General features: G+C 66.1%; 31 protein-coding genes and 1 tRNA gene. 19 read left to right on the plus strand and 13 right to left on the minus strand.

What is annotated here, in order from left to right; translation table 11 throughout:
* The first annotated feature begins 75 nt into the window (after positions 1-75).
* The 3 genes from EOD43_RS16450 to EOD43_RS16460 are packed head-to-tail and all read left to right on the plus strand — an operon-like array spanning position 76 to position 3,528.
* Positions 76-891 carry an SDR family NAD(P)-dependent oxidoreductase gene (locus EOD43_RS16450; RefSeq protein ID WP_127745119.1) on the plus strand — a complete coding sequence of 272 codons (816 nt, stop codon included), beginning with the start codon at positions 76-78 and terminating at the stop codon, positions 889-891.
* 55 nt (positions 892-946) lie between these two features.
* On the plus strand, positions 947-2,080 hold the full coding sequence (locus EOD43_RS16455; protein WP_127745120.1) for a glycosyltransferase family 2 protein: 1,134 nt from the start codon (positions 947-949) through the stop codon (positions 2,078-2,080).
* Complete coding sequence (locus EOD43_RS16460; RefSeq protein WP_127745121.1) at positions 2,077-3,528, plus strand: glycosyltransferase family 39 protein; 1,452 nt, start codon at positions 2,077-2,079, stop codon at positions 3,526-3,528. The genes EOD43_RS16455 and EOD43_RS16460 overlap by 4 nt, the downstream gene beginning before the upstream one ends.
* On the opposite strand, the gene EOD43_RS16465 is transcribed toward EOD43_RS16460, so the two are convergent.
* On the minus strand, positions 3,525-3,818 hold the full coding sequence (locus tag EOD43_RS16465) for a 4a-hydroxytetrahydrobiopterin dehydratase (RefSeq protein WP_127745122.1): 294 nt from the start codon (positions 3,816-3,818) through the stop codon (positions 3,525-3,527). The two genes, EOD43_RS16460 and EOD43_RS16465, sit on opposite strands and share 4 nt — an antisense overlap.
* Positions 3,819-3,869: 51 nt before the next feature.
* On the opposite strand from EOD43_RS16465, the gene EOD43_RS16470 reads away from it, so the two are divergent.
* Genes EOD43_RS16470 through EOD43_RS16490 form a run of 5 tightly spaced genes read left to right on the plus strand, consistent with a single transcriptional unit; the run spans position 3,870 to position 6,907 of the window.
* Entirely contained in the window at positions 3,870-4,274 is a 405-nt protein-coding gene (locus EOD43_RS16470; protein WP_127745123.1) for a metallopeptidase family protein, read from the plus strand.
* Positions 4,270-4,854 (plus strand): heme ABC exporter ATP-binding protein CcmA, encoded by a 585-nt coding sequence (ccmA, locus tag EOD43_RS16475; protein ID WP_127745356.1) that lies wholly within the window; start codon positions 4,270-4,272, stop codon positions 4,852-4,854. Before EOD43_RS16470 ends, ccmA begins: the two co-directional genes overlap by 5 nt.
* Positions 4,851-5,498 (plus strand): heme exporter protein CcmB, encoded by a 648-nt coding sequence (locus tag EOD43_RS16480; RefSeq protein ID WP_127745124.1) that lies wholly within the window; start codon positions 4,851-4,853, stop codon positions 5,496-5,498. The genes ccmA and EOD43_RS16480 overlap by 4 nt, the downstream gene beginning before the upstream one ends.
* 21 nt (positions 5,499-5,519) lie before the next feature.
* Positions 5,520-6,275, plus strand: coding sequence for an SDR family NAD(P)-dependent oxidoreductase (locus EOD43_RS16485; RefSeq protein ID WP_127745125.1), 756 nt, complete (start codon positions 5,520-5,522; stop codon positions 6,273-6,275).
* An 11-nt stretch (positions 6,276-6,286) separates the two neighbouring features.
* A complete protein-coding gene (locus tag EOD43_RS16490; protein ID WP_127745126.1) occupies positions 6,287-6,907 on the plus strand; it encodes a nuclear transport factor 2 family protein in 621 nt (206 codons plus the stop codon).
* Between the two features lie 52 nt (positions 6,908-6,959).
* On the opposite strand, the gene katG is transcribed toward EOD43_RS16490, so the two are convergent.
* Positions 6,960-9,161, minus strand: coding sequence for a catalase/peroxidase HPI (gene katG, locus EOD43_RS16495; RefSeq protein WP_127745127.1), 2,202 nt, complete (start codon positions 9,159-9,161; stop codon positions 6,960-6,962).
* A 74-nt stretch (positions 9,162-9,235) separates the two neighbouring features.
* On the minus strand, positions 9,236-9,910 hold the full coding sequence (locus EOD43_RS16500) for a TetR/AcrR family transcriptional regulator (protein WP_164857281.1): 675 nt from the start codon (positions 9,908-9,910) through the stop codon (positions 9,236-9,238).
* 164 nt (positions 9,911-10,074) lie between these two features.
* Here EOD43_RS16500 and EOD43_RS16505 point away from each other — a divergent pair, with 164 nt between their 5' ends.
* Positions 10,075-11,349, plus strand: coding sequence for a Rieske 2Fe-2S domain-containing protein (locus EOD43_RS16505; RefSeq protein WP_127745129.1), 1,275 nt, complete (start codon positions 10,075-10,077; stop codon positions 11,347-11,349).
* Positions 11,350-11,352: 3 nt separating this feature from the next.
* Here the strand turns inward: EOD43_RS16505 and EOD43_RS16510 are convergent, their stop codons facing one another.
* The 4 genes from EOD43_RS16510 to EOD43_RS16525 all read right to left on the minus strand — a co-directional run bounded on the left by EOD43_RS16510 (position 11,353) and on the right by EOD43_RS16525 (position 13,471).
* Positions 11,353-11,694: an ArsC/Spx/MgsR family protein gene (locus EOD43_RS16510; protein ID WP_240653313.1), complete on the minus strand. Its 342-nt coding sequence runs from the start codon at positions 11,692-11,694 to the stop codon at positions 11,353-11,355.
* Positions 11,695-11,759: 65 nt separating this feature from the next.
* Entirely contained in the window at positions 11,760-12,425 is a 666-nt protein-coding gene (locus EOD43_RS16515; protein ID WP_164857282.1) for an aquaporin, read from the minus strand.
* The gene (locus EOD43_RS16520; RefSeq protein ID WP_240653273.1) at positions 12,422-12,775 is read right to left on the minus strand and encodes an ArsR/SmtB family transcription factor; all 354 of its coding nucleotides are present in this window, start codon (positions 12,773-12,775) and stop codon (positions 12,422-12,424) included. Before EOD43_RS16520 ends, EOD43_RS16515 begins: the two co-directional genes overlap by 4 nt.
* A gap of 51 nt (positions 12,776-12,826) precedes the next feature.
* Entirely contained in the window at positions 12,827-13,471 is a 645-nt protein-coding gene (locus EOD43_RS16525; RefSeq protein WP_127745132.1) for a glutathione S-transferase family protein, read from the minus strand.
* A gap of 80 nt (positions 13,472-13,551) precedes the next feature.
* Here EOD43_RS16525 and hemB point away from each other — a divergent pair, with 80 nt between their 5' ends.
* The 3 genes from hemB to EOD43_RS16540 are packed head-to-tail and all read left to right on the plus strand — an operon-like array spanning position 13,552 to position 15,616.
* Positions 13,552-14,544 carry a porphobilinogen synthase gene (gene hemB, locus EOD43_RS16530; RefSeq protein ID WP_127745133.1) on the plus strand — a complete coding sequence of 331 codons (993 nt, stop codon included), beginning with the start codon at positions 13,552-13,554 and terminating at the stop codon, positions 14,542-14,544.
* Positions 14,541-15,074 carry a GNAT family N-acetyltransferase gene (locus EOD43_RS16535; protein ID WP_127745134.1) on the plus strand — a complete coding sequence of 178 codons (534 nt, stop codon included), beginning with the start codon at positions 14,541-14,543 and terminating at the stop codon, positions 15,072-15,074. Before hemB ends, EOD43_RS16535 begins: the two co-directional genes overlap by 4 nt.
* Positions 15,071-15,616 carry a gamma carbonic anhydrase family protein gene (locus EOD43_RS16540; protein ID WP_127745135.1) on the plus strand — a complete coding sequence of 182 codons (546 nt, stop codon included), beginning with the start codon at positions 15,071-15,073 and terminating at the stop codon, positions 15,614-15,616. Before EOD43_RS16535 ends, EOD43_RS16540 begins: the two co-directional genes overlap by 4 nt.
* Here the strand turns inward: EOD43_RS16540 and EOD43_RS16545 are convergent.
* Complete coding sequence (locus EOD43_RS16545; RefSeq protein WP_127745136.1) at positions 15,607-16,092, minus strand: hypothetical protein; 486 nt, start codon at positions 16,090-16,092, stop codon at positions 15,607-15,609. The two genes, EOD43_RS16540 and EOD43_RS16545, sit on opposite strands and share 10 nt — an antisense overlap.
* Before the next feature lie 123 nt (positions 16,093-16,215).
* Between EOD43_RS16545 and EOD43_RS16550 the strand changes: the two genes are divergently transcribed.
* Positions 16,216-16,292 (plus strand) — tRNA-Arg (locus tag EOD43_RS16550).
* Positions 16,293-16,467: 175 nt separating this feature from the next.
* A complete protein-coding gene (locus tag EOD43_RS16555; RefSeq protein WP_127745137.1) occupies positions 16,468-17,232 on the plus strand; it encodes an SDR family NAD(P)-dependent oxidoreductase in 765 nt (254 codons plus the stop codon).
* 24 nt (positions 17,233-17,256) lie between these two features.
* On the opposite strand, the gene EOD43_RS16560 is transcribed toward EOD43_RS16555, so the two are convergent.
* From EOD43_RS16560 to EOD43_RS16570, 3 genes are all read right to left on the minus strand, one after another.
* Complete coding sequence (locus EOD43_RS16560) at positions 17,257-18,231, minus strand: LLM class flavin-dependent oxidoreductase (protein WP_127745138.1); 975 nt, start codon at positions 18,229-18,231, stop codon at positions 17,257-17,259.
* A gap of 77 nt (positions 18,232-18,308) precedes the next feature.
* On the minus strand, positions 18,309-19,259 hold the full coding sequence (locus tag EOD43_RS16565) for a TIGR03619 family F420-dependent LLM class oxidoreductase (protein WP_127745139.1): 951 nt from the start codon (positions 19,257-19,259) through the stop codon (positions 18,309-18,311).
* A gap of 49 nt (positions 19,260-19,308) precedes the next feature.
* Positions 19,309-20,229, minus strand: a complete 921-nt coding sequence (locus tag EOD43_RS16570; protein ID WP_127745140.1) for a LysR family transcriptional regulator — start codon at positions 20,227-20,229, stop codon at positions 19,309-19,311.
* A 110-nt stretch (positions 20,230-20,339) separates the two neighbouring features.
* On the opposite strand from EOD43_RS16570, the gene EOD43_RS16575 reads away from it, so the two are divergent.
* The 5 genes from EOD43_RS16575 (at position 20,340) to cofC (ending at position 24,711) form a co-directional block, all read left to right on the plus strand.
* Entirely contained in the window at positions 20,340-21,386 is a 1,047-nt protein-coding gene (locus EOD43_RS16575) for an aromatic ring-hydroxylating oxygenase subunit alpha (RefSeq protein ID WP_127745141.1), read from the plus strand.
* Between the two features lie 54 nt (positions 21,387-21,440).
* Positions 21,441-22,214: an enoyl-CoA hydratase-related protein gene (locus EOD43_RS16580; protein ID WP_127745142.1), complete on the plus strand. Its 774-nt coding sequence runs from the start codon at positions 21,441-21,443 to the stop codon at positions 22,212-22,214.
* Between the two features lie 98 nt (positions 22,215-22,312).
* Entirely contained in the window at positions 22,313-23,230 is a 918-nt protein-coding gene (locus EOD43_RS16585; RefSeq protein WP_127745143.1) for a TIGR03619 family F420-dependent LLM class oxidoreductase, read from the plus strand.
* 27 nt (positions 23,231-23,257) lie between these two features.
* Positions 23,258-24,181 (plus strand): 2-phospho-L-lactate transferase, encoded by a 924-nt coding sequence (gene cofD, locus EOD43_RS16590; RefSeq protein WP_127745144.1) that lies wholly within the window; start codon positions 23,258-23,260, stop codon positions 24,179-24,181.
* Positions 24,178-24,711, plus strand: coding sequence for a 2-phospho-L-lactate guanylyltransferase (gene cofC / locus EOD43_RS16595; protein WP_127745145.1), 534 nt, complete (start codon positions 24,178-24,180; stop codon positions 24,709-24,711). The genes cofD and cofC overlap by 4 nt, the downstream gene beginning before the upstream one ends.
* Here cofC and EOD43_RS16600 read toward each other — a convergent pair.
* Both EOD43_RS16600 and EOD43_RS16605 read right to left on the minus strand, forming a co-directional pair.
* Positions 24,708-25,133, minus strand: coding sequence for an OsmC family protein (locus tag EOD43_RS16600; RefSeq protein WP_127745146.1), 426 nt, complete (start codon positions 25,131-25,133; stop codon positions 24,708-24,710). The genes cofC and EOD43_RS16600 overlap by 4 nt on opposite strands.
* A gap of 23 nt (positions 25,134-25,156) precedes the next feature.
* Positions 25,157-25,651 (minus strand): hypothetical protein, encoded by a 495-nt coding sequence (locus EOD43_RS16605; protein WP_127745147.1) that lies wholly within the window; start codon positions 25,649-25,651, stop codon positions 25,157-25,159.
* Between the last annotated feature and the right edge of the window lie 16 nt (positions 25,652-25,667).

Here is a 25,667-nt window from a genome sequence, read left to right on the forward strand (position 1 = left end):
TCGGCACGGTGGGAAAGCGCGGTTGACCGAGGGGCATATCGGTCGGCTTCTGCTCCGAAAGACAGGAGAGCGACGATGGATCTGAGGCTGGCCGGCAAGCGAGCGCTCGTTACTGGATCGAGCGGGGGGATCGGCGCCGGGGTCGCCGAAATCCTGGCACGCGAAGGTGCCGCCGTGGTCGTTCATGGACGCGATACGGGCCGCGCCGAGGCGACCGCGGAGCGGATCCGCGCCGCTGGCGGGAAGGCCGCGATTGCGTGCGGCGATCTTGCGACCGATGCCGGGGGCGATGCCGTCGCCGATGCAGCGCTGGCGGCATTTGGGGGGATCGATATCCTCGTCAACAATGCGGGCGGCCGATCAAGCGACAATGGCGTGGCGGACTGGCTGCAGGCCGAGGGCGCCGACTGGGCCGATACCTATCAGATGAACACGGTCGCGGCCGCGCGCCTGATCCGTCGCCTGGTGCCGGGAATGAAAGAGCGCGGCTGGGGGCGGATCATCCAGGTGGCGAGTGCGGCCGGCACGTCGCCCAGCGCCAACTCACCCCAATATGCCGCGTCGAAGGCGGCGATGATCAACATGACGGTGAGTCTCTCCAAGGCGCTGTCGCGCACGGGCGTTACCGTCAACACGATCAGCCCCGGCATGATCCAGACACCCGCCGTCGACGCTTGGCTCGATGGCATCGCCGAGGCGCGCGGATGGCCGGGCGATCGGGCGAAGAGCATGGCGTGGGTGCTCGACAATGCCGTCCACCAGACGGTCGATCGCATGGGCATGCCCGAGGATATCGGTAACGTGATCGCATTGGTCGCGAGCCCGCTGGGCGATTTCATCAACGGCGCCAATTTCCGTGTCGACGGGGGCAATTCGCCTGCGGTGAACTGACGGGTTGCGCGGGGGGCACGCCCGCCTCTAATTTCGCGCGGCAGGGGAGCCGCGCATGACCACGCCAGACGCCGACGATCACGCCCCGCTTCTCTCGATCATCATCCCCACGTTCAACGAGGCGGCGAACATCGCCCCGCTGGTCGATGCGGTGGGCGCCGCGCTGGGCACGATTGCGTGGGAGATGATCGTCGTCGACGACGACAGCCCCGATCATACGTTCGATGTCGTCGCGGCCGTCGCGCGCACGCATCCCCATGTCCGCTGCATCCGCCGCGTCGGGCGACGCGGGCTTGCCTCGGCCGTGATCGAAGGCGCGCTGGCGGCGAATGGTGATGTCGTCGCGGTGATGGATGCCGATTTCCAGCATGACGAAACGCGCCTGCCGCTGATGTATCGCGCGATGATCGATCAGAAGGCCGATCTGGTCGTCGCGACCCGCTATGGCAGCGGCGGCGGGGTGGGGGATTGGGATCCGACCCGCGCGGCGATCAGCGATGTCGCGACCCGCATGGGCCGCATCCTGATCGGCGATGCGACCACCGATCCGATGAGCGGCTTCTTCATGGTTCGCCGCGCGGTGCTCGCTTCCTCGGTCTATGATCTGTCGTTGCAGGGCTACAAGATCCTGCTCGACATTATCAGTTCCTCGCCGCGCCGGCTGCGCATCGCCGAAGTGCCCTATACCTTCCGGGGGCGGCGTGAGGGCCAGAGCAAGATCGGGCCGATGGTCTTCGCCGAATTCCTGTTCCTGCTGATCGAGAAATTGTCGCGCGGGCTGATCCCGCCGCGCTTCGTCTTGTTCTGTATCGTCGGTGGGCTGGGCCTTGGCGTCCACCTCGTCATCCTCAATGGGCTGGGGGCGATCGGCTTCAGCTTCCTCGCGGCGCAGGCGTCGGCGATCGGCGGGGCAATGCTGTTCAACTATGTCTTGAACAATGAGTTTACCTATCGCGACAAGCGCCTGACCGGCATCAACGCGGTGTTCGGCGCCTTCGCCTTCGCCATCGTCTGTTCGATCGGGGCGCTCGCCAATGTCGGGGTGGCCGAACTGGCGATCCAGCAGACCGACAACTGGTCGATCGCGGGGATCGCCGGCGCGATCATGGGCGCGGTGTTCAACTTCGGCGCGGCGAGCAGCCTGATCTGGGGCCGCCGCGAAAAACGTCGCCGCAAGGCCGCCGCATGAGGGACAGCGACGCTGCGATCCGCAACGGCCGCATCGCGCTCATCCTCCTCCTGCTCGTTGCGGCGGGGCTGCGCTTCGGTTCGATCGATTATGCGCTGAGCTTCGACGAGATCGCGTCGACGGTCTTCGCGCGCCAGCCGCTGTCCAATCTGTGGAGCGGCTGGATGGTGCGCGAGACCAATCCGCCGTTATTCTACACCTTGCTCCATGTCTGGATCCGCATCTTCGGATCGAGCGACGTGGCGGTGCGGGCGCTGCCTGCCGTCATCGGGCTGGCCACCATCGTCGTTGGTTATGGCGCGGGACGCAGGCTTGGCGGCGTCTGGGTGGGGCTCAGCGTTGCCGTGCTGATGGCGGTGTCGCCCGAACATATCCTGATGAGCCAGCTGGCGCGCGCCTATATCCTCGCCGCGCTGGGCGTGCTGATCGCGGTTCATGGCCTGATCGATCTGTTGCGTACGCGCGATATGCCGGTCTGGCCTGCACTCGCGCGTTATGCGATCGGCGCGCTGATCGCGCTCTACAGCCACACGATGCTGGTGCTGTTCGTGATGCTCGCCAACGTCGCCGTCTTCGGCGCGATCGCGATGCGGTGGGATGCGAAGCGCGCGCTTCTCCTGCCGTGGATCGTCACTAACGCGGTCGTCGTTTTGCTCTGGGCCTGGTGGGGCTGGATCACCTGGCAGCAGCTGGGCGGCGGCGGATCGAACATCACCTGGATGACCGCACCGCCCTTGTCCGACGTCTATTGGGACATGCGCGAGACGTGGGTGCCGGTCGATTATGGCGTCGCCGGGCGCGTGGCGATGGCCGTGATCGCCGTGACCTTTGCCTATGCGCTGTGGCAGGGGCGGCGGCGCGGGCGCATCCTGATGCTGATCGGCGGAGCGGTGGCCGTACCCGCGATCCTCTATGCGATCAGCCTGAAGGTTCCGGTCTATAGCCCGCGCGCGATCTTCTGGCCGGGCCTATTACTGACGCTGGGGCTGGGCATCGCGATCGCCAGCCTGCCGAACCCGCGCTGGCGCCTGTCTGCGCTGGTGCTGCTGGTGACGGCGTCGATCGTGCAGCATCTGGCGTGGTTGCCCGATCGCGAGGCTGAGCGGTTCGACGACCTCGCTGTCGCCCTGCGTGCCCACCCTGAACGGCCGGTGCTGGTGCAGGACGAAAGCGTCGCGCTCGCGGTCGATTATTATTGCGGGGCGGCCTGCCCGCTGACCATCGTCACGGTCGATCCGACGGTGCAGCGCGACTGGTTCCGTGGCCTGTCCGGCGCGCGCAACATCCTCCCCACACAGGCAGCCGCCTTCGTCGCCGACCGTCCATTCGCGACGGTCAAGCGCGACAATAAGGATGTCGAGCCGCTGTTCGCGCGCGATCCGCGCTGGACCGCGACGCGCAGCAAGTTCGGGATCGGCCTCTACTTGGCCGAATGGAGCCGGCGTTAGTCGAGCAGAGCCTCGATCGCCTCGGCCATCGCCACGTCGCGCGACGAAAGCCCGCCTGCATCATGCGTGGTCAGCAGGATTTCGACCCGGTTCCACACGTTCGACCATTCGGGATGATGATCGGCCTTCTCCGCCAGCAGCGCCACGCGCGTCATGAAGGCGAAGGCTTCGGAGAAATCCTTGAACGTGAAGGTGCGCTTGATCGCATCGCGCCCCTCTTCATAGTCCCAGTCCGAAAAGGCATCGAGCGCATCGGCGCGTTCGGCATCGCTCAGGGCTTCGATCGCCATATTCAGGTCTCCGGCTGGCGGTTTTGTTTCGTGGCCTCTATGTCGCGGACGATGAGCGAAGGTCAAACATTTGCGCCCGATGCCGACCGGCTGGAAGCGATTGCGCGCGCGACCATCGCCAAACTGCCCGCCGAATTCGCGGCGCATATCGGCGATGTCGTGCTGCGGATCGAGGATTTCGCCGATGACGAGACGCTGGCCGAAATGGGGATCGAGAATCCGTTCGAACTGACCGGCCTCTACACCGGCCGGCCGATCGGGGAGAAATCGGTCGACCTGTCGGGCGCGCTGCCCGACATGATTCACCTCTATCGCCGCGCGATACTCGACGAATGGGTCGAAACCGGGGTCAGCATCGAGGCGCTGGTCGCGCATGTCGTGATCCACGAGATCGGCCACCATTTCGGGCTGAGCGATGCCGACATGCACGCGCTGGAGGAAATGGCGGTTGATTGAGGCGCGGCTGGCCTTTGACAAGGTATCCTGCCTGCGCGGTGACCGCCTCCTGTTCGAGGGGCTGAGCTTTGCGCTGACCGCAGGGCAGGCGGCTTTGCTCACCGGCCCCAATGGCGTCGGCAAATCGAGCCTGCTGCGCATCGCCGCGGGCCTGTTGCCGCCCGCCATCGGCACGGTCGAGCGCACCGGCCGGATCGCGCTGGCGGCCGAGACGGCGGCGCTCGATGCGCGCATGCCGCTGGGCGATGCGCTCGGTTTCTGGGCGAAGCTCGACGGGGCGGGGCAAGGCGATGTCGCCCACGCGCTGGATGCGATGGGGATCGCCAATCTGGCGCCGGTGCCCGTCCGTATGCTGTCGACCGGGCAGCGCAAGCGCGCGGTGCTGGCGCGGGTGATCGCGGGCAATGCGCCGGTCTGGCTGCTCGACGAACCGGGCAACGGGCTCGACACCGCCTCGCTCGATCGGCTTGCGCAGGCGATGGCCGATCATCGCAAGGCGGGCGGCATCATCCTGGCCGCGACACACCAGCCGCTCGGCCTGGACGATGCGATGCCCATCGTGTTGAGCGCCGCCGCATGAGCGCGTGGACCGCCATTGTCCTGCGCGATCTGCGCGCCCACTATTCGGGGGGCGGCGCGGTGCTGCCGGTCGTCTTCTTCCTGCTGGTCGCGACGCTCTTTCCCTTCGCGGTCGGGCCGGATGGGGTGCTGCTCGCCAAGATCGGCGGCGGGGCGTTGTGGATGGCGGCCTTGCTCGCCGCCCTCCTGCCCGTCGATCGCCTGCTCGCGCCCGATGCCGAGGGCGGGGTGCTCGACCAATATTGCGTGCGTGGGCTGTCGGATGAGGGCGTGGCTGCCGCCAAGATCATCGCGCATTGGCTCGGCTTCGGTCCGCCCCTGATGATCGCAGCGCTTCCTGCCGCGGCCCTCCTGCGCCTCGACGGGCCGACGCTCGCGTTGCTGGAGGCGGGGCTTGCGATCGGCACGCCCGCGCTCGCGGCGCTCGGCCTGCTGACGAGTGCGCTCACTCTCGGGTTGCGCGGGGCGGGGGCGCTGGCGGGGTTGCTGATGCTCCCGCTCGCGGTGCCGCTGCTCATCTTCGGTGCGGGCAGTTTCGGTGGTGACGGAATGGGCGCGATCAAGCTCCTCGCCGCCACCTCTCTCCTGCTACTCGCGGTCGCACCCTTCGGTGCGGGCGCGGCACTGCGCGCGGCACGGGAGTAGAACGACAAGAGGGAGAGGGCGATGCAGGGCAAGTCGGCGCTGGTGACCGGCGGAGGGGGCGGCTTCGGCAAGGCGATCGCCGAACTGCTGCTGGCGGATGGCGTGGCGGTCACGCTCGCCGACAATGATCCCGCCAAGCTCGACGCTGCCCGCGACCTGCTCTCATCCAAGGTGCCCGGAGCGCGGATCGCGACCATTGCGGGCGACGCTACGTCGGAGGCCGATGTGCAAGTGGCGATCGATGCCGCGATCGCGCATGGCGGCGGGCTCGATATCGTGGTCGGCACGGTCGGCGGCGGATCGGGCTTCGGTGCGATCCTCGATCTGCCCTACGACAAGTTCATGAGTGATTATGCGCTCAACGTCGGCAGCGCCTTCCTGCTGGTGAAGCTCGCGACGCCGCGGATGCAGACGGGCAGCAGTTTCGTGTTCATCTCCTCGGCCGCCGCCGTGACCCCGCTCCCCAACCTCGTCAGCTATTGCACGGTGAAGGCGGGGCTCGACCATTTCACGCGCAGCGCGGCGATCGAACTCAGCCCGCGCGGCATCCGCTTCAACGCGGTCCGCCCCGGCACGACCGAGACCGACGGCATGGCGCACGCCTTCGCGCGCGACGGCTTCGCGGCGTCGGCCGCGGCGAAGATCCCGCTCGCGCGCACCGGCAAGCCGTTCGATATCGCCAAGGCGGTCCATTACCTTGCGAGCGACGATGCCAGCTGGATCACCGGCCAGTGCTGGACGGTCGATGGCGGTGCGGGCCTGCGTACGGGCGGATAAGGGAGGAAGAGATGTCCGAAGAATTGCTCGCCCGGATCGATCGGCTGGAATCGATCGACGCGATCCGCCAGCTTGCCGCCAAATACAGCCTCGCGCTCGACATGCGCGACGCGAACGCCTGGGTCGGTCTGTTCCCCGAAGATGTGAAGGTCGGCGCCGGGCAGGTCGGCCGCGCGGCGATGCGCGCCTGGTTCGACGATACGATGCGGCTCCAGTTCACCGGCACCTCGCACCATATTGGCGGGCACATCATCGAGTTTGACGATCCCGATCATGCCAAGGGCGTCGTCTATTCGAAAAACGAGCATGAGACCGGCGACGAATGGGTCATCATGCAGATGATGTATGTCGACAAGTACGACCGGATCGATGGCCGCTGGTATTTCCGCCGCCGCCTTCCGCTCTACTGGTACGCCACCGATCTCAACAAGCCGCCGATCGGCGACAACAAGATGCGCTGGCCCGATCAGGACGCCTATTCCGGCGGCTATCACGATTATTTCCCGAGCTGGAAGGAGTTCTGGGCGCGCGCGGGCGACGATGGTTCGCCGGTCGCCGAACCCGCGCCGCTGGAAGGTTTTCTCGACACGATGTCGCGCGGGGCGACCGCGCCGAAGATCCGGGTGCGTTAGGTTATGAGTGTTGGAAAGTTTCCCATAGGAAACTTTCCAACACTCATAGGGATCAGGCCGTCAGATCGAAGCGGTCGGCGTTCATCACCTTTACCCACGCGGCCACGAAGTCCTTCACGAATTTCGCGCCCGCATCGGCGCCCGCATAGACCTCCGCGATCGCGCGAAGCTGCGAGTTGGATCCGAACACCAGATCGGTGCGCGTGCCCGTCCAGCGTTCCTCGCCCGACACGCGATCGGTGCCGACGAAGACCTCGTCGCCGCGATCATCGACTTCCTTCCACGCCGTCTTCATGTCGAGCAGGTTGACGAAGAAGTCGTTGGTCAACTGCCCCGGCCGATCGGTCAGCACGCCATGCGCGCTGCCGTCATGGTTGCCCCCGATCACGCGCAGCCCGCCGACCAGCACGGTCATTTCGGGCGCCGACAGGCCGAGCAGTTGGGCGCGATCGACCAGCAATTCTTCGGTCGGCACGTTGAACGGCACCGAGAGGTAATTGCGGAAGCCGTCGGCGCGCGGCTCGAGCGGTTCGAAGCTTTCGACGTCGGTCCATTCCTGCGTTGCATCGCCACGCCCGCTGGCGAACGGCACGCTGACGCTATGGCCTGCCGCCTTGGCCGCCTGTTCGATGCCCAGCGATCCGCCGAGGACGATCAGGTCGGCGATGCTGACCTTGCCGAAATCCTTTTGGATGCCCTCATAGATCGCGAGCACCTTGGAGAGTTCTGCGGGCTCGTTGACCGCCCAGTCCTTCTGCGGGGCCAGGCGGATGCGCGCGCCATTGGCGCCGCCGCGATTGTCCGAACCCCGGAAGGTGGAGGCAGAGGCCCAGGCGGTCTTGACGAGCTGCGCCACCGAAAGCCCCGACGCGGCGATTTTGTCCTTAAGGGTGGCGACATCGGCGTCGCTGAGCGTGACGCCCACCGGAACCGGATCCTGCCAGATCAGGTCTTCGGCCGGCACGTCCGGGCCGAGATAGAGCGGCTTCGGCCCCATGTCGCGATGCGTCAGCTTGAACCAGGCGCGCGCGAAGGCGTCGGCGAAATAGGCGGGATCGGCGCGGAACCGCTCCATGATCTTGCGATATTCGGGATCGACCTTCAGCGCCATGTCGGCGGTGGTCATCATCGTCGGCACGCGCTTGCCCGCCGTGTGCGCGGCCGGCGCCTGCGTGTCTTCGGGATTGCCGACCGGCTGCCACTGGTGCGCGCCCGCCGGGCTCTTCACCAGCTCATATTCGTGGTCGAGCAGCATGTCGAAGAAGCTCATGTCCCAGGTGATCGGCGTCGGGGTCCACGATCCCTCGATGCCCGACGTGATCGTATGATCGCCGATCCCGCTCTCGTGGGTCGAGAGCCAGCCGAAGCCCTGCGCCGCAATGTCCCCGCCTTCGGGCTCAACGCCGACCAGCTTCGCATCACCCGCGCCATGCGCCTTGCCGAAGGTGTGACCGCCGGCGGTGAGCGCCGCGGTCTCCTCGTCATTCATTGCCATGCGTGAGAAGGTGGCGCGCATATCGCGGGCGGACGCCTGCGGCATCGGGCAGCCGCCCGGCCCTTCGGGATTGACGTAGATCAGCCCCATCTGGATCGCGGCGAGCGGGTTTTCGAGCGCGCGGCCCGCCTCCTCGTCGATGCGGGTTTCGGCGCCCGCGCCGACCCATTGCTCCTCGGTACCCCAGTAGATGTCCTTTTCCGGCTCGAACACGTCCTCGCGTCCGCCGCCGAAGCCGAAGACCGGCCCACCCATCGATTCGATCGCGACATTGCCCGCCAGGATCATCAGGTCGGCCCAGCTGAGCGCCGCGCCGTACTTCTGCTTGATCGGCCAGAGCAGGCGGCGTGCCTTGTCGAGATTGCCGTTGTCGGGCCACGAATTGAGTGGAGCGAAACGCTGCGTGCCCGAACGCGCCCCGCCGCGCCCGTCGCCGGTGCGATAGGTGCCCGCGCTGTGCCACGCCATGCGGATGAAGAAGGGGCCGTAATGCCCGTAATCGGCCGGCCACCACGGCTGGCTGTCGGTCATCAACGCGGCCAGATCGGCCTTCACGGCGGCGAGGTCGAGCGACTTGAACGCTTCGGCATAATCGAAGTCGTCGCCCATCGGATTGCCGGTGGCGCCCTTCTGATGAAGGATGTCGATCGACAGCTGGTTGGGCCACCAGTCGCGATTGGTGCGGCCCAGCAGGGTGCGCAGCGCGGCGGGCTCCTTCGAAGGATCGCTAAGGGGGCTGCCGCTGGTGGGTGCGTCCATGATCTGGCTCCTCTCTGATCGTGATGCGGCAAGCTAGGTCGGTTCGCCGCGAGTCGGGAAACGAACTCCTCTCATCAGGGTGAGTTGCCTAATCGATCAGTGTGACGTCCATCTGGCCAGACCCTGAGGCCGAGGATGGCGAGGACGGCATCGATCACCTTGCCGCGCTGCGCCTGCGCGCGTTCGACCGGATCCTGTTCGGGTGCGCCGTATCCGAAGGGCTTGTCGCCTCCGATGAAGCTGCCCACGACCACCATCAGCGCGAATTTGAAGCAGGTGGCGATGTCGGTATCGGCGGGTATCAGGCGCTCGTCGATCGCGCGGCGCATGATGGCTTCATAGACGCCATACACCTCGCGCCGCACGCGGGGCAGGTCGCGCCGGCTCTCGCCGTGCAGATTGTAATCGAGCGCCAAGGTGATCAGCGCGGGGGTGCGGGCGTAGAAATCGAAACATTGTTCGAAGAAGGTTTTGGCCGCCGCGCGCGGGAACAGGGCGGCGAAGTCGGTCTCCAATATGTCGGCGAAGCCTTCGGTGATCGAATATTGCATCACCGCTTCGTAGAGCGCCGCCTTGCTCTCGAAATAATAATAGACGAGCTGCTTGGTGACGTCGGCGCCGCGCGCGATCGCCTCGATATGCGCGCCAACGAAGCCGTTCGCGCTGAACTCGATCAGCGCGGCTTCCAGGATGTGCTGAATGACGTCGGGGCCATGCCGCCGCCGCGTCTTGCGCGCTCCTTCGGTCATCCCTGTCTCTCCCCGCATGAGGATAAGCGCGGGTCCGGACGCCTCCAAGCGTGCCCGCCCGCTTTCCGCAGGGGCGGCGGTTTCGGACGGTGCGTCCATAAAAGCCTTTGCCGCTTTCGCCGAATGAGCGGACCCTGCGCGCCAACGAAAACAGGAGAGGCGCGATGATCACCAAGGAGCAGAACGATCTGCTGACGCGGGTCGAGGGGGATGCCCCGATGGGCCGGCTGATGCGGCGCTACTGGATCCCCGCTTTCCTGTCGTCGCAGATCACGCCCGATGGCGATCCGATCCGCGTCCGCCTGCTGGGCAAGGATTATGTCGCCTTCCGCGCCACCGACGGGCGGATCGCGATGTTCGACGAACGCTGCCCGCATCGCGGCGTCTCGCTCGTCCTCGGCCGCAATGAGAATTGCGCGCTCCAGTGCATCTTCCACGGATGGAAGATCGACGTGACCGGCAAGGTGATCGACGTGCCGACGCAGGCCGACAATCCGGAGGCGTTCGCCGCCACGGTCAAAGTGAACAAATATCCGCTGCACGAAGGCGGCGGCATCGTGTGGGCATGGCTGGGGGAGGGGGAGGCGCCCGTCTTTCCCGAGCTGGCCTTTACCACTTTGCCCGACAGCCAGGTTTGGATGACGATCACGCACGCCAACTGCAACTGGCTGCAGGGCGTCGATGCGACGCTGGATAGCGCGCATATCGGTACGCTCCACGAAAGCTATATGAAGATCGAGCGGGCCAAGGGATCGCAGGCCAACGGCTACAGCCTCGCCGCGCTCGCCCCCCGCTATTATGTCCGCAACAAGCCCTATGGCTTCGCGGCCGAGGCGCATCGTAACCTTCCCGACGGCAGCACCTATGTGCGCACCACCCAGTATCTGATGCCGTTCATCAGTTTCCTGCCGGGCGGCGAACAGGCGCCGGGTATCCTGTTCATCGTTACCCCGGTCGACGATCATAACCACAAGCTCATCTGGGGCATGTGTTCGCCGGGCGTGGATATCCCGATGGATGGCGAGGTGCCGGTCGGGCTGCGCGACATGCTGGGCACATTGCCGTTCGACAAGCATGATTTCGGCCGCTTCACCGGCGATCGCGATCACAATTTCGGGCAGGATCGCGAAGCGATGCGCAACGGCCATTTCAGCGGCTTCACCGGCAATCTGATCCAGGAGGATATGGTGACGCAGGCGAGCATGGGCACGATCGTCGATCGCACGCTCGATCACCTGTCCTCGGCCGATCTCGCCGTCATCCGCACGCAGAAGCTGCTGCTCGATGCGCTCCAGACGATGGCCGAAGGCGGCACGCCGCCGGGGACGGGCGACAATCTCGATCATCGCGACGTCCTGCCCGAACATTATGTGATCGCGGCGGGCAGCGACCGCGACAGCGCGCATGATTTCTATCAGGCGTCGATCGCGGCCGAATAAAGGTCAGAGGCGCACGACCTCGCCATCTTCCTTGGTGAAGCTGTGCGGCTGGCGATCGAGCAGGTCGAGCACGGCTTCGGAAGGGCGGCATAGTTTCGTGCCCTTCGGCGTCACCACGATCGGGCGGTTCACCAGGATCGGGTGCGCGATCATCGCGGTCAGGATTGCCTCGTCGGGCGTCGCCGGATCGAGCAGGCCCAGTTCGGCCGCGGGCGTGCCCTTTTCGCGCAGCAGATCGCGCGGGGTGGCGTGCAGGGCGTTGAGCAGGGCTTCGAGCAGGGGGCGGGTCCATCCGGCCGCCCGATAGTCGATCACGCGCGGATGGTAGCCCGCCGCCACGATCATCGCGAGCGCGTTGCGCGAGGTGCCGCAGTCGGGATTGTGGTAGATCGTGATCGGGAAAGGCTCGGTCACGCGGCAACCTCCTTATGCAGCAGCCAGGGGAAGAACAGGATCGCGGCGATGGCGCCGGCGGCCTGCCCGGCGATGAACATCGGCACCGAATGCGGGGCGATCCCGGCGAAGCTGTCGGACAGGCTGCGCGCGATCGTGACCGCCGGATTGGCGAAGCTGGTCGATGCGGTGAACCAGTAAGCCGCGACGATGTAGAGGCCGACCGCGATCGGGGTCGCATCCGGTCGGTTGCGCTCGACGGCCAGGATCGTGCCGATCAGGCCGAAGGTGGCGATGCATTCGGCGAAACCCTGCGCGACGCCATCGCGTGCCTTGGTCGCGATCTGGAAGATCGGCGCGGCGAACATGGCATGCGCGATCCACACGCCGAATATCGCCCCGGCCAGTTGCGCGCCGATATAGGCCGCGGCTTCGGTCGTGCTTGTCTCGCGTCGCCACAACCGCGCCAGCGTCAAGACCGGATTGAAGTGCGCGCCCGACACGGGGGCGAATATCCAGATCAACACGATCAGCCCCGCGCCGGTCGCGATCGTGTTGCCCAGCAAGGCGATGGCATCGTTCGCGCCGGCCAGCCGCGCGCCCATCATCCCCGATCCCACGACGATCGCGAGCAGAATCGCCGTGCCGACGAACTCGGCAATGATCCGGCGGGGCAGGTTCATGCGCAGCAATCGGCCTTTTCGCCGATTGCCACCAATGGCGCGCAGATTTCGGGGTGCCCGCCGCAGCAATCCGACACCAGAAAGCCCAGAAGGTCGCGCATCCGATCATAATCGGCCGAGTAGATGATCGACCGCCCGTCGCGCCGCGACTGCACCAGCCCGGCATGGCCCAGGATCGTCAGGTGGTTCGACAGGGTGTTGGGCAGCACGTCGATCGCCTTGGCGATCTCCCCCGCCGCCATCCCGTCCGCGCCCGCATTTACGAGTAGCCGATAGACCGCGAGGCGACTGGCGTGCGCGAGCGCCGAAAGGCTGTCCACCGCATCGGGCAATTGCATGTCGAACCCCATCCCCAGATCTTCATTTCGATTATTCTGGAAATATCGATTCGACAAGCGGGTTCAGGTGAGGACGGGCGCCATTCCCGGTTCGGCCTTCGCCATCGCGGATTGATAGGCCGGGCGGGCGCCGATGTCGGCCAGGTAGCGGCGGATATTGGGGAAGGCAGCGATCGACGTGCCCCGCATCGCGCGGCTGGTGGTGAGGCCATAGACCATCATGATGTCGGCGGTGGTCAGGTCGCTACCGCCGAAGAAGGGCGCTTCGCCCAGCCGCGTCTCGATCATGCCCCATGCGCGCGCCGTGCGATCGGCGATGAAGGCTGCGCCGGGGCTGTCCGAAATGTCGGTGCCGGCCAGCTGGATCACGCTGCCGCCCATCAGGGTCGCCATGAACGTGCCGTTGCACCAGTGGAACCAGAACAGGTGATTGGCGAAGTCGGGATGGTCGGGTCCGGGCGTCAGCCGCCCGTCGCCATAGCGGCCGCAGATATAGTCGCAGATGGCGCCGCTTTCGCCGAGCACCAGCGCGCCGTCGGTGATCACCGGCGCGATCCCCATCGGGTGCAGCGCCTTATATTCGGGCGGGGCGTATCCCTTGCCGCCAATCCGCTCATAGCGTTTGAAGACGTAATCGATCCCCAGTTCCTCGCACAGCCAGACGATCCGTTCCGATTGCGAAAGCCCCAGATGATGGACCGTCAGCATGTGCGCCTCTCCCTTTATCGACCCGCGTCTGTATCGCGCGACCCTACCCAATCCTTGTCGCAGCGCCTAAAGACGGCGCCATGACCAACGCCGCCTTTCCCGCGCTTCGCCTTCGTCGTCCCCGCCGCCACGCCTGGAGCCGCGCGCTCTATGCGGAGACGGTGCTGACCCCGGCCGACCTGATCTGGCCCCTGTTCATTTCGAACAATGATGATGTCGAGCCGATCGCATCGCTGCCCGGCGTGTCGCGCTGGCCGGTCGCGCAGATCGCCAAGCGCGCGGCCGAGGCGAAGGCGGCGGGCATCCCCTGCCTTGCGCTGTTCCCCAACACCCCGCGCGACCGGCGCACCGAGGACGCGGCCGAGGCGTTCAATCCCGACAATCTGATGTGCCGCGCGATCCGGGCGATCAAGGACAAGGTGCCTGATATCGGCCTGCTCACCGACGTAGCGCTCGATCCCTACACCTCGCACGGCCATGACGGGATCATCGACGAGAGCGGCCATGTCCTGAACGACATCACCAGCGAATTGCTGGTGCGTCAGGCGCTGGTTCAGGCCGAGGCGGGCAGCGACATCGTCGCCCCGTCGGACATGATGGATGGCCGCGTTGGCGCGATCCGTGCGGCGCTCGAGGGCGCGGGCCAGGTCGACGTGCAGATCATGGCCTATGCCGCCAAATATGCGTCTGCCTTTTACGGCCCGTTCCGCGACGCAGTCGACACGCGCGGGCTGCTGAAGGGCGACAAGAAGGGCTATCAGATGAGCCCTTCGAATGCCGAAGAGGCGCTGCGCGAAGTCGCGCTCGATCTCGCCGAGGGCGCCGACAGCGTGATGGTGAAGCCCGGCCTCCCCTATCTCGACATCGTGCGGCTGGTGAAGGAGCGGTTCGAAGTACCCGTCTTCGCCTATCAGGTGTCCGGCGAATATGCGATGATCGAGCATGCGATCGCGGCGGGCGCGGCCGATCGCGACGCGATGGTCCTCGAAACCCTGATGTCGTTCAAGCGCGCTGGCGCATCGGGCGTCCTCACCTATCACGCGCTTCACGCCGCCCGCCTGATGGGCGCATGATCGAAACTGAACGCCTATTGCTGCGCCGCTGGACGGACGCCGATCGCGCGCCGTTCCATGCGATGTGCCAGGATCCGGCCGTGATGGAGTTTCTCGGCGATCCGATGACGCGCGATGCCGCCGATATGGCGATCGATCGGCAGAACGGATCGATCGACACCTATGGCTATGGCTTCTGGGCGCTGGAGCGGCGCGATGACGGCGCGTTCCTTGGCTTTTGCGGGGTGAAGCCCGGCGCGGTCGGCACGCCGCTCGAAGGGCGTCCCGAAATCGGCTGGCGTCTCGGCGCCGATCATTGGGGGCATGGCTATGCGCGCGAAGCGGCGCAGGCGAGCCTCGACTGGGCCTTCGCCCATCTTTCCGACGATACGGTTTGGGCGATGACGGTGCTCGCCAACAGCCGCAGCTGGGGCTTGATGGAGCGGATCGGCATGGTCCGCCGCGCCGAACTCGATTTCGATCATCCGCTGCCCGGCCTCGCGGAGAGGCTCAAGGCCCATATCGTCTATTCGAAGGACCGCCCCTTATGACCGTCGCCCCCCACACGATCCTCGCGCTGGGCGATCAGGTGCCGAAGGTCGATCCGACCGCTTTCGTCGCGCCCGGCGCGCATGTGATCGGTGATGTCGAGATCGGCGCCGATTCGAGTCTCTGGTACAATGTCGTCGTGCGCGGCGATGATCAGCCGATCCGCATCGGGCGCGGCACCAACATTCAGGACGGCACCGTCGTCCACGTCACCAGCGGCACGCATCCGACGACGATCGGCAACGACGTGCTGATCGGCCATCTCGCGATGATCCACGGCTGCGACATTCACGACCGCGCTTTCGTGGGCCTCGGATCGATCGTGATGGATGGCTGCGTGATCGAATCAGACGCGATGCTCGCCGCCGGCGCGATGCTGACGCCGGGCAAGCGCATCCCCTCGGGCGAGCTATGGGCGGGCCGCCCCGCCAAATTCCTGCGCAAGCTGAGCGAGGAGGAGATCGTCCGCAATCCGCGCGGTTCGGCCTCCTATGTCGACAAGGCCCGCCGTCATGCCGCCGCGATTGCGGAAGATCAGGGCTGAAGCGAAGCCAGGGTCGCCTGTTCGGCGCCGTCGATCGCCTGCACTTCGGCAATCGCCGCCTCGACCGACGTGAGGCGGGCGGGATCGCCTTTGGCCACAGCCTCCTGATGCAGCCGATCGAGATCGGCCAGCGCGGAGCCAACCCCGCCGCGCGCCGATTCGACCCCGCTATAGGCCTGCTGCGCCGCGACCCAGGCGTCGCCGCCCTGCGCCGCGCCACGGCCTTTCTCGATCGTCGGCCGCGCCTTGGCGACTTCTTCGTTGAATGCGGTGTCGGCGGCCTTGGCGGCCGTCACGATTGCGCCGACGTCGTTCGATCCCACAGGCGGCATCGGCGGCGCAGGTTCGGCTGGCGCGGGTTCGGCGCTTTTCTCCACCGTGCGCGGCGCGAGCGAGGGATAGCCGCTCATGTCGGCGGCGCATCCGGAGAGCAGCATGGCGGCCGTGGCGACCACGGAAAGACGAAGCGAGATCATGCCATTGTCTTAGCCGTGCAGATTTTCTCCGCAACGGGCTTGCGTTGTTCGAACTCCGCCCCTAGAGACGCCCCCCACGGCGGCGGCGTCTGAACGCAGACATTGCCACCGTCGAAAAAATGCGCGCCCGTAGCTCAGCTGGATAGAGCATCAGACTACGAATCTGAGGGTCGGACGTTCGAATCGTTCCGGGCGCGCCATTTTCCCTTCGGTCAAACGCCACACCCTGTCTTGGTCGTTCGAGCTTATGCTCGTTGGGCGCGCCATTTTCCTCCACATTGCTGGAACAGCGTGTAACACCTCTTGCGGGGTGGCTCTTTCGCTGCGCCCTCTCGCGCCATGATCCGCAGAGATCGTGATGGAGGGGATTTGACCATGACCAGATTTGACGGGCGCGTCGTGCTTGTGACCGGCGCGGGATCGGGCATCGGGCAGGCGATCGTGGCGCGTATGCTGGCCGAAGACGCGCAGGTGATCGCGGTCGACATCAGCGCCGAGGGGCTGGAGACGACGCGCCAGCGCGCGGCGGAAGCCGGACATGCCGGCAGGCTGCGCACCTTCACCGTCGATGTTTCGGAAGAAGCCCCGATCGCCGCCCTGATCGCGGATGCGGGCCTGGGCACCGCGTCGCTCGACGTGCTGGTCAATGCGGCGGGCATCCTGCGGTCGAGCCACACGCACGCGACCTCGCTCGACCTGTGGAATCAGATCCTCAAGACGAACCTGACCAGCACCTTCCTGATGACGCGCGACTGTCTGCCCGCCTTGCTGCGCTCGGGCCAGGGCGTTGTGGTCAACTTCAGCTCGACCTCGGCCAGTTTCGCGCATCCCTATATGGCGGCCTATGCCGCGACGAAGGGGGGCATCCAGTCCTTCACGCATGCCATCGCCGCCGAATATGCCAAGCAGGGGCTGCGCGCGGTTGCGGTGGCGCCTGGCAGCATCGAATCGGGCATGACCCGCAACCCCGGCATCCCCGAGGATGCGGACATGAGCATGTTCATGAAGCTGCTCCCCGCGATCGGCGCCGGCTTTGCCGGTCCCGAGGTGATCGCCGGGGTCGTGGCGATGCTGGCGTCGGATGACGGCGCGTTCGTCACGGGGACCGAGATCCGCATCGACGGCGGCACGCATATGTGATGCGCGCCGCCGGTGCTGTTGCGGCTAGCGAAGCTGCGGCAGCACCTTGTCGGTGACGATGCGCAGGTACTTCCAACCGAGTTCGGGCGGCAGGCCGCCGATCAGCGGGTGGAGCGACAGCGGCATGCCGCCCTTTACCCAGCCGACCGCTTCGTCGACCGACATGATGCGGTGGCTGCGATTCTCGGCGCGCAGTTCGGCGGCGTTCTTCACGAAGGACAGGCTGCTCGTATCGTCATTGCCCTCGTTCCACTTCGCGTAGCTGAGCACGTCGTGCATCAGGAAGTCGCCTAGTTCCTCCCACGCCTTGTCGACATCCTCGGCGACGAAGGTGGTGGTGGGCATGTCGCGCGGGGGCAGGAAGCAGGCGCCGGGCGTGTGCCCGTTGGCGCGGCAGGTTTCGGCGTAGAGTTCGCCCAGCGCCGGATTTTCCTTCTGCGCCATGAAATCGAGGCCGTGCTTACCGGCGCGGCGCGCGGCGGGCGGGCTGCCACCGCCCCAGCCCATGCGCGGGCCGCCGGGGGTGAAGGGGGGCGGGGTAACGTGGATGCGGCGCCCTTCATGTTCGAAGGGCTCGCCGGTCTTGGCCTTGAGCAGGAGCGACAATTTCTCGTCTGCGATCTTGCCGCGGCTTTTGAAATCCTCGCCCATCATCTCATATTCGGCGGGCAGATAGCCCAGACCACCGACGTATGAGACGCGCCCGCCGCTGATGATGTCGATGACGCTCATCTCCTCGGCCAGCCGGACGGGATCATAGAAGGGCAGCTGGATGATCGCGATCGACAGCGGCACCTTCTTCGTCCGCGCGGCGATGGCGGAGGCGAGGATCAAAGGGGCGGGGAGATAGCCGTCCTCGGCGCCGTGATGTTCGCACAAAAGCGCGGCGAGCAGGCCCTTATCCTCGGCCCACTCGGTCATCTCGATCGCGGCGGTATAGAGGTCGCGTGCCGGCGCGCCGAAAGACGGCGCGCGCATGTCGAAGCGGAAGGTGAACATCGAATCTCCCCGGAGCTTTTTGATTTTCGCCCGGGAATGAGCCTCGTTCGCCCTTCCGCGTCAACCTGTAACGGACGTCAGCTGCGCCCAACCGTCTCGCGGAATTTGGTGACGATCCCGCTCAGCAGGTCTTCGGCGGCAGCCTCGTCGTTCGGCACGTCCATGTGCAGGACGAAGTCGGTGACGCCTACCGCCATCAATGTCTTGATCTGATCGGCGGCGCGGCGCGGATCGATGCTGCCGTCGTCACCCTTCGCCTCGCGCGGCATATAGCCGACGATCTGCAGCCCATCGGGATTGCCGCCCGCCGCCGCGACGCCCTCCTTCAGGCGCGGGACCGAATCGAGCAGATTGGCGGCGTCCGGCCCCCAGGGAATCCAGCCCGATCCGTATTGTGCGACCCGGCGGATCGTGGAGGATCGCAGCGTCCCCGCAATCCAGAAGGGCACGCCGCCCGGCTGGAGCGGCTTGGGCATCTGGTGGATCGCGTCGAAGCTGAGTTCGGGCGACGAATAGGTCGCGCGCTGGTTGCGCCACAGGGTCTGGCATACCTCCAGGCTGTGATCGAGCAGGCGGCCGCGCGTGTCGAAGGTCAGGCCCGCCGCTTCATATTCTTCGCGCTGCCAGCCGACGCCCACCCCCAGATCGAGCCGCCCGCCCGACAGCACGTCGAGCGTCGCGGCCGACTTGGCGAGCGTCACCGGGCGGCGCAGCGCGGCGAGCAATATTTGGGTGCGCAGGCGGATGCGCTTCGTCATGCCCGCGACCACCGACAATGTGGTCAGCGGCTCGAGCCAGTGGCCGTCCGGCCCGGTCGGCTGCTTGCCGCCCTTGGCGCCGCCGACTTCGGGCTTGGCATATTCATCGAGATTCTCGCCGAACACGACGTGATCCGAGACCATCAGGCTGTCGATCCCGGCGCGATCGGCCGCGCGGGCGCGGGCGAACATATGTTCCCAGCCGCCCGGATCCTCGGCGGAATAGCTGTTGAGGCCCAGCGTGAGTTGCGGAACCGCGCGTTCTACCATCGATGCTCTCCTGATTTTGGCAGGAGCCTATCGCCGGTCTGTGCGCGCGTCACCCGAGGGTGGCGCCGCTTCCGATAGTGCCGAAATCGGCTTCGATCCGCGTCAGCACCAGATTGGCGGCGTGCGACAGCGATCGTGCGGGCACCACGCACAGGCCCAGGGTCAGTGGGCGCACGGTCGCGTCGACGATCGGAACGAAGGCCAGATCGCCCGCCGCGACCTCGCTCGCGACGTCGAGCGAGGTGAGCAGGCCGATGCCCACGCCTTCGATCACCAGCGATTTGAGCATCTGGATATTGTCGGCGCGCGCCGCGATCTCGATCGGCACCCCGCTCGCAACCTCCAGCGCCTGCACCTGCTGACATAAAGCCAGCGGCTCGGCCGGAACGACCACGGGCTCGCCGACGCACGCCGCGAACCGCGTGGGCTTACCCGTAGCCAGCCGATGGTCGGGCCGGGTGACGAACCCCAGCACCACCTCCGCATGCGCGCGCACCGCCAGGTTGCGGCCGCTGCGGGGTTCGAGGAGCAGGCCGAAATCGGCCGCGCCGCTCTCGATCGCGCCCTGGACATTGGCATTGTCGAGGACGCTGAGGCCGATTGTGATGCCCGGATGCTCGTCACGGATCGCGCGGACGATGCGGGGGATCGTCCCTCGTGCAAGCGCGTCGATCAACGCGATGTCGACATGGCCGCGCCGCAAACCCGTCAGGTCGTCGATCGAGGCGCGAACATCCTCCAGCCCCTTCTGCCAGCGTCCGCCCGCCGCCATCATCTGCTCACCGGCAGCGGTCAGCCGCAGCCCGGTCGGCAGCCGTTCGAACAGCCGCGCCCCCAGTTCGGCCTCCGCCTGCAATATCTGCCGGTCGATCGCCGAGGCAGAGACGTTCAGGATTTCCGCCGCCCGCCGGATCGACCCGGTGCGGCCGACGACCATGAAGTAGCGCAGGAAGCGCGAGAAGGCTGGCATCGGACCCGCTCTCTTTTTTGCAACACCTCGTCAAAATCATTGCGTTTGATCGCGCATGTCAAGCGGGTGATGCTGCGACGCATCAAAACAACGTCGCAAACGAGTTTCTCATGGCCACCCAGCTCCGCCCGCTTGTTCCCGCTTATGTCCCGCGCGGCTCGACCTTCGATCCCGATGACTGGGCGATCTTGGCGAAGCACTGGTATCCGGTCGCGCTGGTCCGCGAACTGGGCGAGAAGCCGGTGGGCACCAAGCTGCTCGACGAGCCGCTGGTCGTCTATCGCGCCAATGGGCAGATCGTGGTCGCGGGCGATATCTGCCCGCATCGCGGCGTCCCGCTGAGCCTGGGGACGCAGACCGAGGCGGGGGTCGTCTGCGCCTATCACGGCCTGCGCTTCGGTGCCGACGGGCGCTGCAACCATATCCCTGCCAGCCCCGATCGTGCGGCGCCCGATCGGATGCGCGTCACCACCTATCCGGCGGTCGAACGCTACGGCCTCGTCTGGACGTGCTTGCGCCCCGAAAGCGACACGCCTGTCATCGCCCCGATGCCGCATTGGGACGATGAGGGGTTTCAGCAGATCACCTGCCCGTGGATCGACATTTACGGCTTTGCCGGGCGCCAGATGGAGGGTTTCCTCGACGTCGCCCACTTCGCCTTCGTCCACACCGCGACCTTCGGCGACGCGAACAATGCCGAAGTGCCCGCGTACAAGACGATTAAGACCGAGGACGGCTTCTACGCCGACTATTACAGCTCGGTCGGCAATTATCCGATTGGGGTGGAAAAGGGCGTGCCGGGCTTCACCTGGCTGCGGCACTTCGAATGCTTCCTGCCCTTCACCGCGACTTTGACGATCCATTTTCCGGGCAAGGACCGGCTGGTGATTATGAACGCGGCGTCGCCCGTCTCGGCGAAGGTCACGCGCCTGTTCGCGCCGATCGGCCGCAATTTCGATACCGATCGCCCGGTGCAGGAGGTCTATGATTTCAACCAGCGCGTGTTCGAGGAGGACAAGGCCATCGTCGAGGCGCAGATGCCCGAATGCCTGCCGCTCGATCCGATGATGGAGGCGCATATCCCGGCCGACATGAGTTCGATGGCCTATCGCCGCGGCCTCAAGGATATGGGGCTCAGCCGCTTCTTCACCGCTTGACCCGACTCGCCCGATCCCCTTGATGGCCCCTCATAAACTGAGAGGGGATCGGCAATGGCCTATGAGTTCGTCACCGTCACGCGCGAAGGGCCGCTGACGATCGTCACGCTGAACCGGCCCGAAAGCCGCAACGCGCTCAATTCCGCCGCGCATCGCGAACTCGACGCGATCTTCGACGATTTCGCCGCCGATCCCGATCAATGGGTCGCGATCGTCACCGGCGCGGGCGACAAGGCCTTCTCCGCCGGCATGGACCTGAAGGAGGTGAGCAAAGGCATGGGCGCACTGCCCAAGAGCGGCTTTGCCGGCCTCACCCATCGTTTCGATTGCGCCAAGCCGATCATCGCGGCGGTCAACGGCGTCGCGATGGGCGGCGGCTTCGAAACCGCTTTGGCCTGCGACGTGATCATCGCCTCGGCCCATGCGCAATTTGGCTTGCCCGAGCCGGTGGTCGGCGTCGCGGCGCTTGCGGGTGGGCTGCTGCGCCTGCCGCGCACGATCGGGGTGAAGGCGGCGATGCCGATGATCCTCACCGGCAAGCCGGTCAGCGCGGCGGAAGGGTATCGCCTCGGCTTCGTCCACCAGGTTGTCGAGGGCGACGTGCTGGAGGCCGCCCGCGCCTTCGCAGCCGATATCCTGCGCTGCTCGCCGATGGCTGTGCGTGCGGCGAAGGAGGTGGTCGTGCGCGGGATGGAGCTTCCGCTCGAAGACGCGCTGAAGCAGCAGTCGCAATGGCCCGCGGTGAAGGCGCTGTTCACGTCTGACGACATTCGCGAAGGCCCGCGGGCCTTCGCCGAAAAGCGCGCGCCGCAGTGGAAGGGGCGTTGACCTGAATCGATCGCGGGCGGCGCACCCATCGCAAAAAGGGGCGCTACAGACCCTGCGCGGTGGTGGATGAAGGCGCCCTGAGAGAAGGAGAGGGTGCCATGAAATTCTTCTACCTGTTCCCCGGACGCGGCGTGCCCGTCAACGAGGCGCTGATGTCGGGCAAGGTGTGCAACCGGCTCGCCATCGCGGCGGAAAAAGCGGGCTTCTACGGCGTCGGCCTCGATCAGCATCCCGCTCCCGTCATGCCGTGGCTGCAGGGGCCGGGCGGGCATCATTGCTTCGATCCGTTCATCGGCCTCGCATCGGCCGCCGCCGTCGCGCCGAAGCTGCGCCTGCTCACCTATCTGGCGGTGATCCCCTTCTACAATCCGTTCCAGCTGACCAAGATGGTCAACACGCTCGACATGTTCAGCGATGGTCGCCTGATCCTGGGCGCGGGCATCGGCTATATGCAGGGCGAGTTCGAGGCGATGGGGATCGACTTCGACAAGCGCAACGAACTGTTCGTCGAATCGCTCGAGGTATTCCGTAAGGCCTCGACCGGCGACCCGGTCGACTATGACGGCGCGAACTTCACCGCGCGCGGCGTCGTGATCCAGCCGACCGCTGTGCAGCGCCCGCACCCGCCGATTTGGCTGGGCGGCAATGCCAAGCTTACCCGCCGTCGCGTCGCCGAGTTCGCGCAAGGCTGGCTGCCGATGCCGCTCAAGCGCAGCCGCGGCACCACCGATCACAAGGTGCCCGCGCTGGAAACGGTCGAGGATCTGAAGAACCTGCTGCCCGAAATGTTCGAGCATAAGGAAAAGATCGGTCGCACCGATCCGATCGATATCGTCATCTCCTCGGGCCTCGTCATGCCCAATATCCCGTGGGACGAGCAGGTCGGTCTGCTCAAGGAATATCAGGCGATCGGCGTCACCGGCCTCACCGTCGGCGGCATGGGGGATACGCCGGAGGATGCGGAAGACTTCATCCGGCGCTATGGCGAGGAGGTTATCGCCAAATTCAACGGGTGAAGTCGTGTCGAAGTCGGGTGTGATTGCATGAGCGTCGTCGTTCTCACGGGTGGGGTCGGCGGCGCCAAACTGGTGCTGGGGCTGGCGCAGATCGTGCCGGCGGCGGATCTGACCGCGATCGTCAATACGGGCGATGACTTCCGCCATTTCGGCCTCGCCATCTCTCCCGATATCGACACGTTGCTCTATACATTGTCGGGCAAGTCTAACACCGAGCTCGGTTGGGGCCGGGCGGGTGAAAGCTGGAACTTCATGGCGGCGCTGCGCACGCTGGGCGCGCCCGACTGGTTCAATCTGGGCGACGGCGATCTCGCGCTCCACGTCCTGCGCAGCGCGCGGCTGGCGGCGGGGGAGCCGCTGTCGGCGATCATCGCAGACTTTGCGGCGAAGTGGGATATCGGCCTGTCCGTCCTGCCGATGACCGACGATGCGGTCGCGACCCGGCTGGAGACCGACGCGGGCCTGCTCGATTTCCAGGACTATTTCGTCCGCCTGCGCTGCGTCCCCGCGACCTCGGCGATCCGTTTCGACGGCGCGGATGTCGCGAAGCCCGCGCCCGGCGTGGTCGATGCGATCATGGGCGCGAGCGCGATCGTCATCGCGCCGTCCAATCCCTTCCTCAGCGTCGATCCGATCCTCGCCGTCCCCGCCATCCGCGCGGCGCTGGCGGAGACCAAGGCGCCCGTCGTCGCGGTGTCGCCGATCGTCGGTGGTGCGGCGGTCAAGGGGCCGACCGCCAAGCTGATGGGCGAACTCGGCCTGACGGTTAGCGCCTCGGCGGTCGCCGCGCATTATGGCGACCTGCTCGACGGTCTGCTGGTCGACGAACGCGATCCGCCCGAGGAGATTGGGGGTGTCGCGGTCGCGCGCGCCGACACGCTGATGCACGATCTCGACGATCGCATCCGCGTCGCCCGTGCTGTGCTGGCGCTCGCCGAAAGCCTCGCATGACCGGCTGGACCGCCCTGGTCCCGATCAAGGCGCCCGGCGATCGCAAGACCCGCCTTGCGCCCCATCTCTCGCCGGCCGAACGCGATGCGCTGGCCGACGACATGCTCGCCCATGTCGCGGAGGTGCTGCGCGCCAGTCCGTCGGTCACGCGCGCGATCCTGTTGTCGCCGCAGCCACCTGAAGACGGTTTCGACGGCTGGATCGCCGATGAGGGGCGCGGCCTCAACGCCGAACTGGAGGCCGCGCGGGGGCAGCTTGGCGGCAACCTCCTCGTCCTCCACGCCGATCTGCCGCGGCTGACGGTTCACGATATCGAGACATTGCTGGCTGAGGCCGGGGATGCCGTCGCGATCGTCTCCGACCGGCACCATGTCGGCACCAATGCCATCGCTCTACCCGCGGGCGCGATCTTCACCTTCGCTTTTGGCGAGAACAGCTTCGTCGCGCATCGCGCAAAAGCCGGGACTCTCGTCGTCGAGAGCCCCGGCCTGATGCACGATGTCGATCGGATCGAGGATCTGGTCGGTTAGGCCAGCTTCGCGTCGAGCGTGATCGGCGCCTTGAACAGCTTTGACACCGGGCAGCCCGCCTTGGCGCCGGCCGAGATCTCCTGGAACTTGGCATCGTCGATGCCGGGGATCGTGGCGGTCAGGTCCAGCTTGATCGCGGTGATCGTGAAGCCGTCGACATCCTCCAGCGTCACCGTCGCGACCGTGTCCATCGCATCGGCCTTGAAGCCCGCCTGTTCGAGCGCGAGCGACAGCGCCATCGTGAAGCAGCCGGCATGCGCCGCGCCCAGCAGTTCCTCCGGATTGGTCCCCGCCACGCCTTCGAAGCGGCTGGCGAAGCCATAGGGATGTGCGTCGATGGCCTTGCTGTCGGTGCTGATCGCGCCGCGGCCATCCTTCAGGCCACCTTCCCAATGGGCACTGCCCTTGCGATTGATCTTCATTGGAAATCTCCTTTTTCAGACGGTTACGCCAACGCGGCGGGGCGGAAACGGGTTGCGATCAGATATCCCAACGCGACATTCGCGATCAGGACCACGGCTTGCGCGGCGGCAAACGGCGGTTCGGTGCCGGTGGGCGCCAGTGCGTTGAGTGCGGGCACCTTCAGGAAGGACTGCACCACCAGCACGAACAGGTTTAGGTAGAGCGCGATCACCGCCGTCACGGTGTAGGTGATGCGCGCCTTGCCTTGCAGTTTGACGACGTAGAGCGCGACCGCGGCGATGATCAGGTCGATCGTCGAGATCACCCCGAAACCGAGCGCCGGCGTGAAGCCCGTGAAAGGAAAGAGGAAGCCGGTCAGGCTGGTCAGCGCGGTAAAGGCGAGGAAGATTGCCGTGGTGATCTTCATATACCGTCCGGCGATCATCGCGGGCAGGGCGACCAGCCCCGCCGCAATTCCGATCAGGCTGATGGCGACGTGCAGCGCGACGAAAGCCTGCACCGAAAGTCCGAGGATCATGACGTGTCTCCTTTCA

This window comes from Sphingomonas crocodyli, assembly GCF_004005865.1.
GTDB classification, from domain to species: Bacteria; Pseudomonadota; Alphaproteobacteria; order Sphingomonadales; family Sphingomonadaceae; genus Rhizorhabdus; species Rhizorhabdus crocodyli.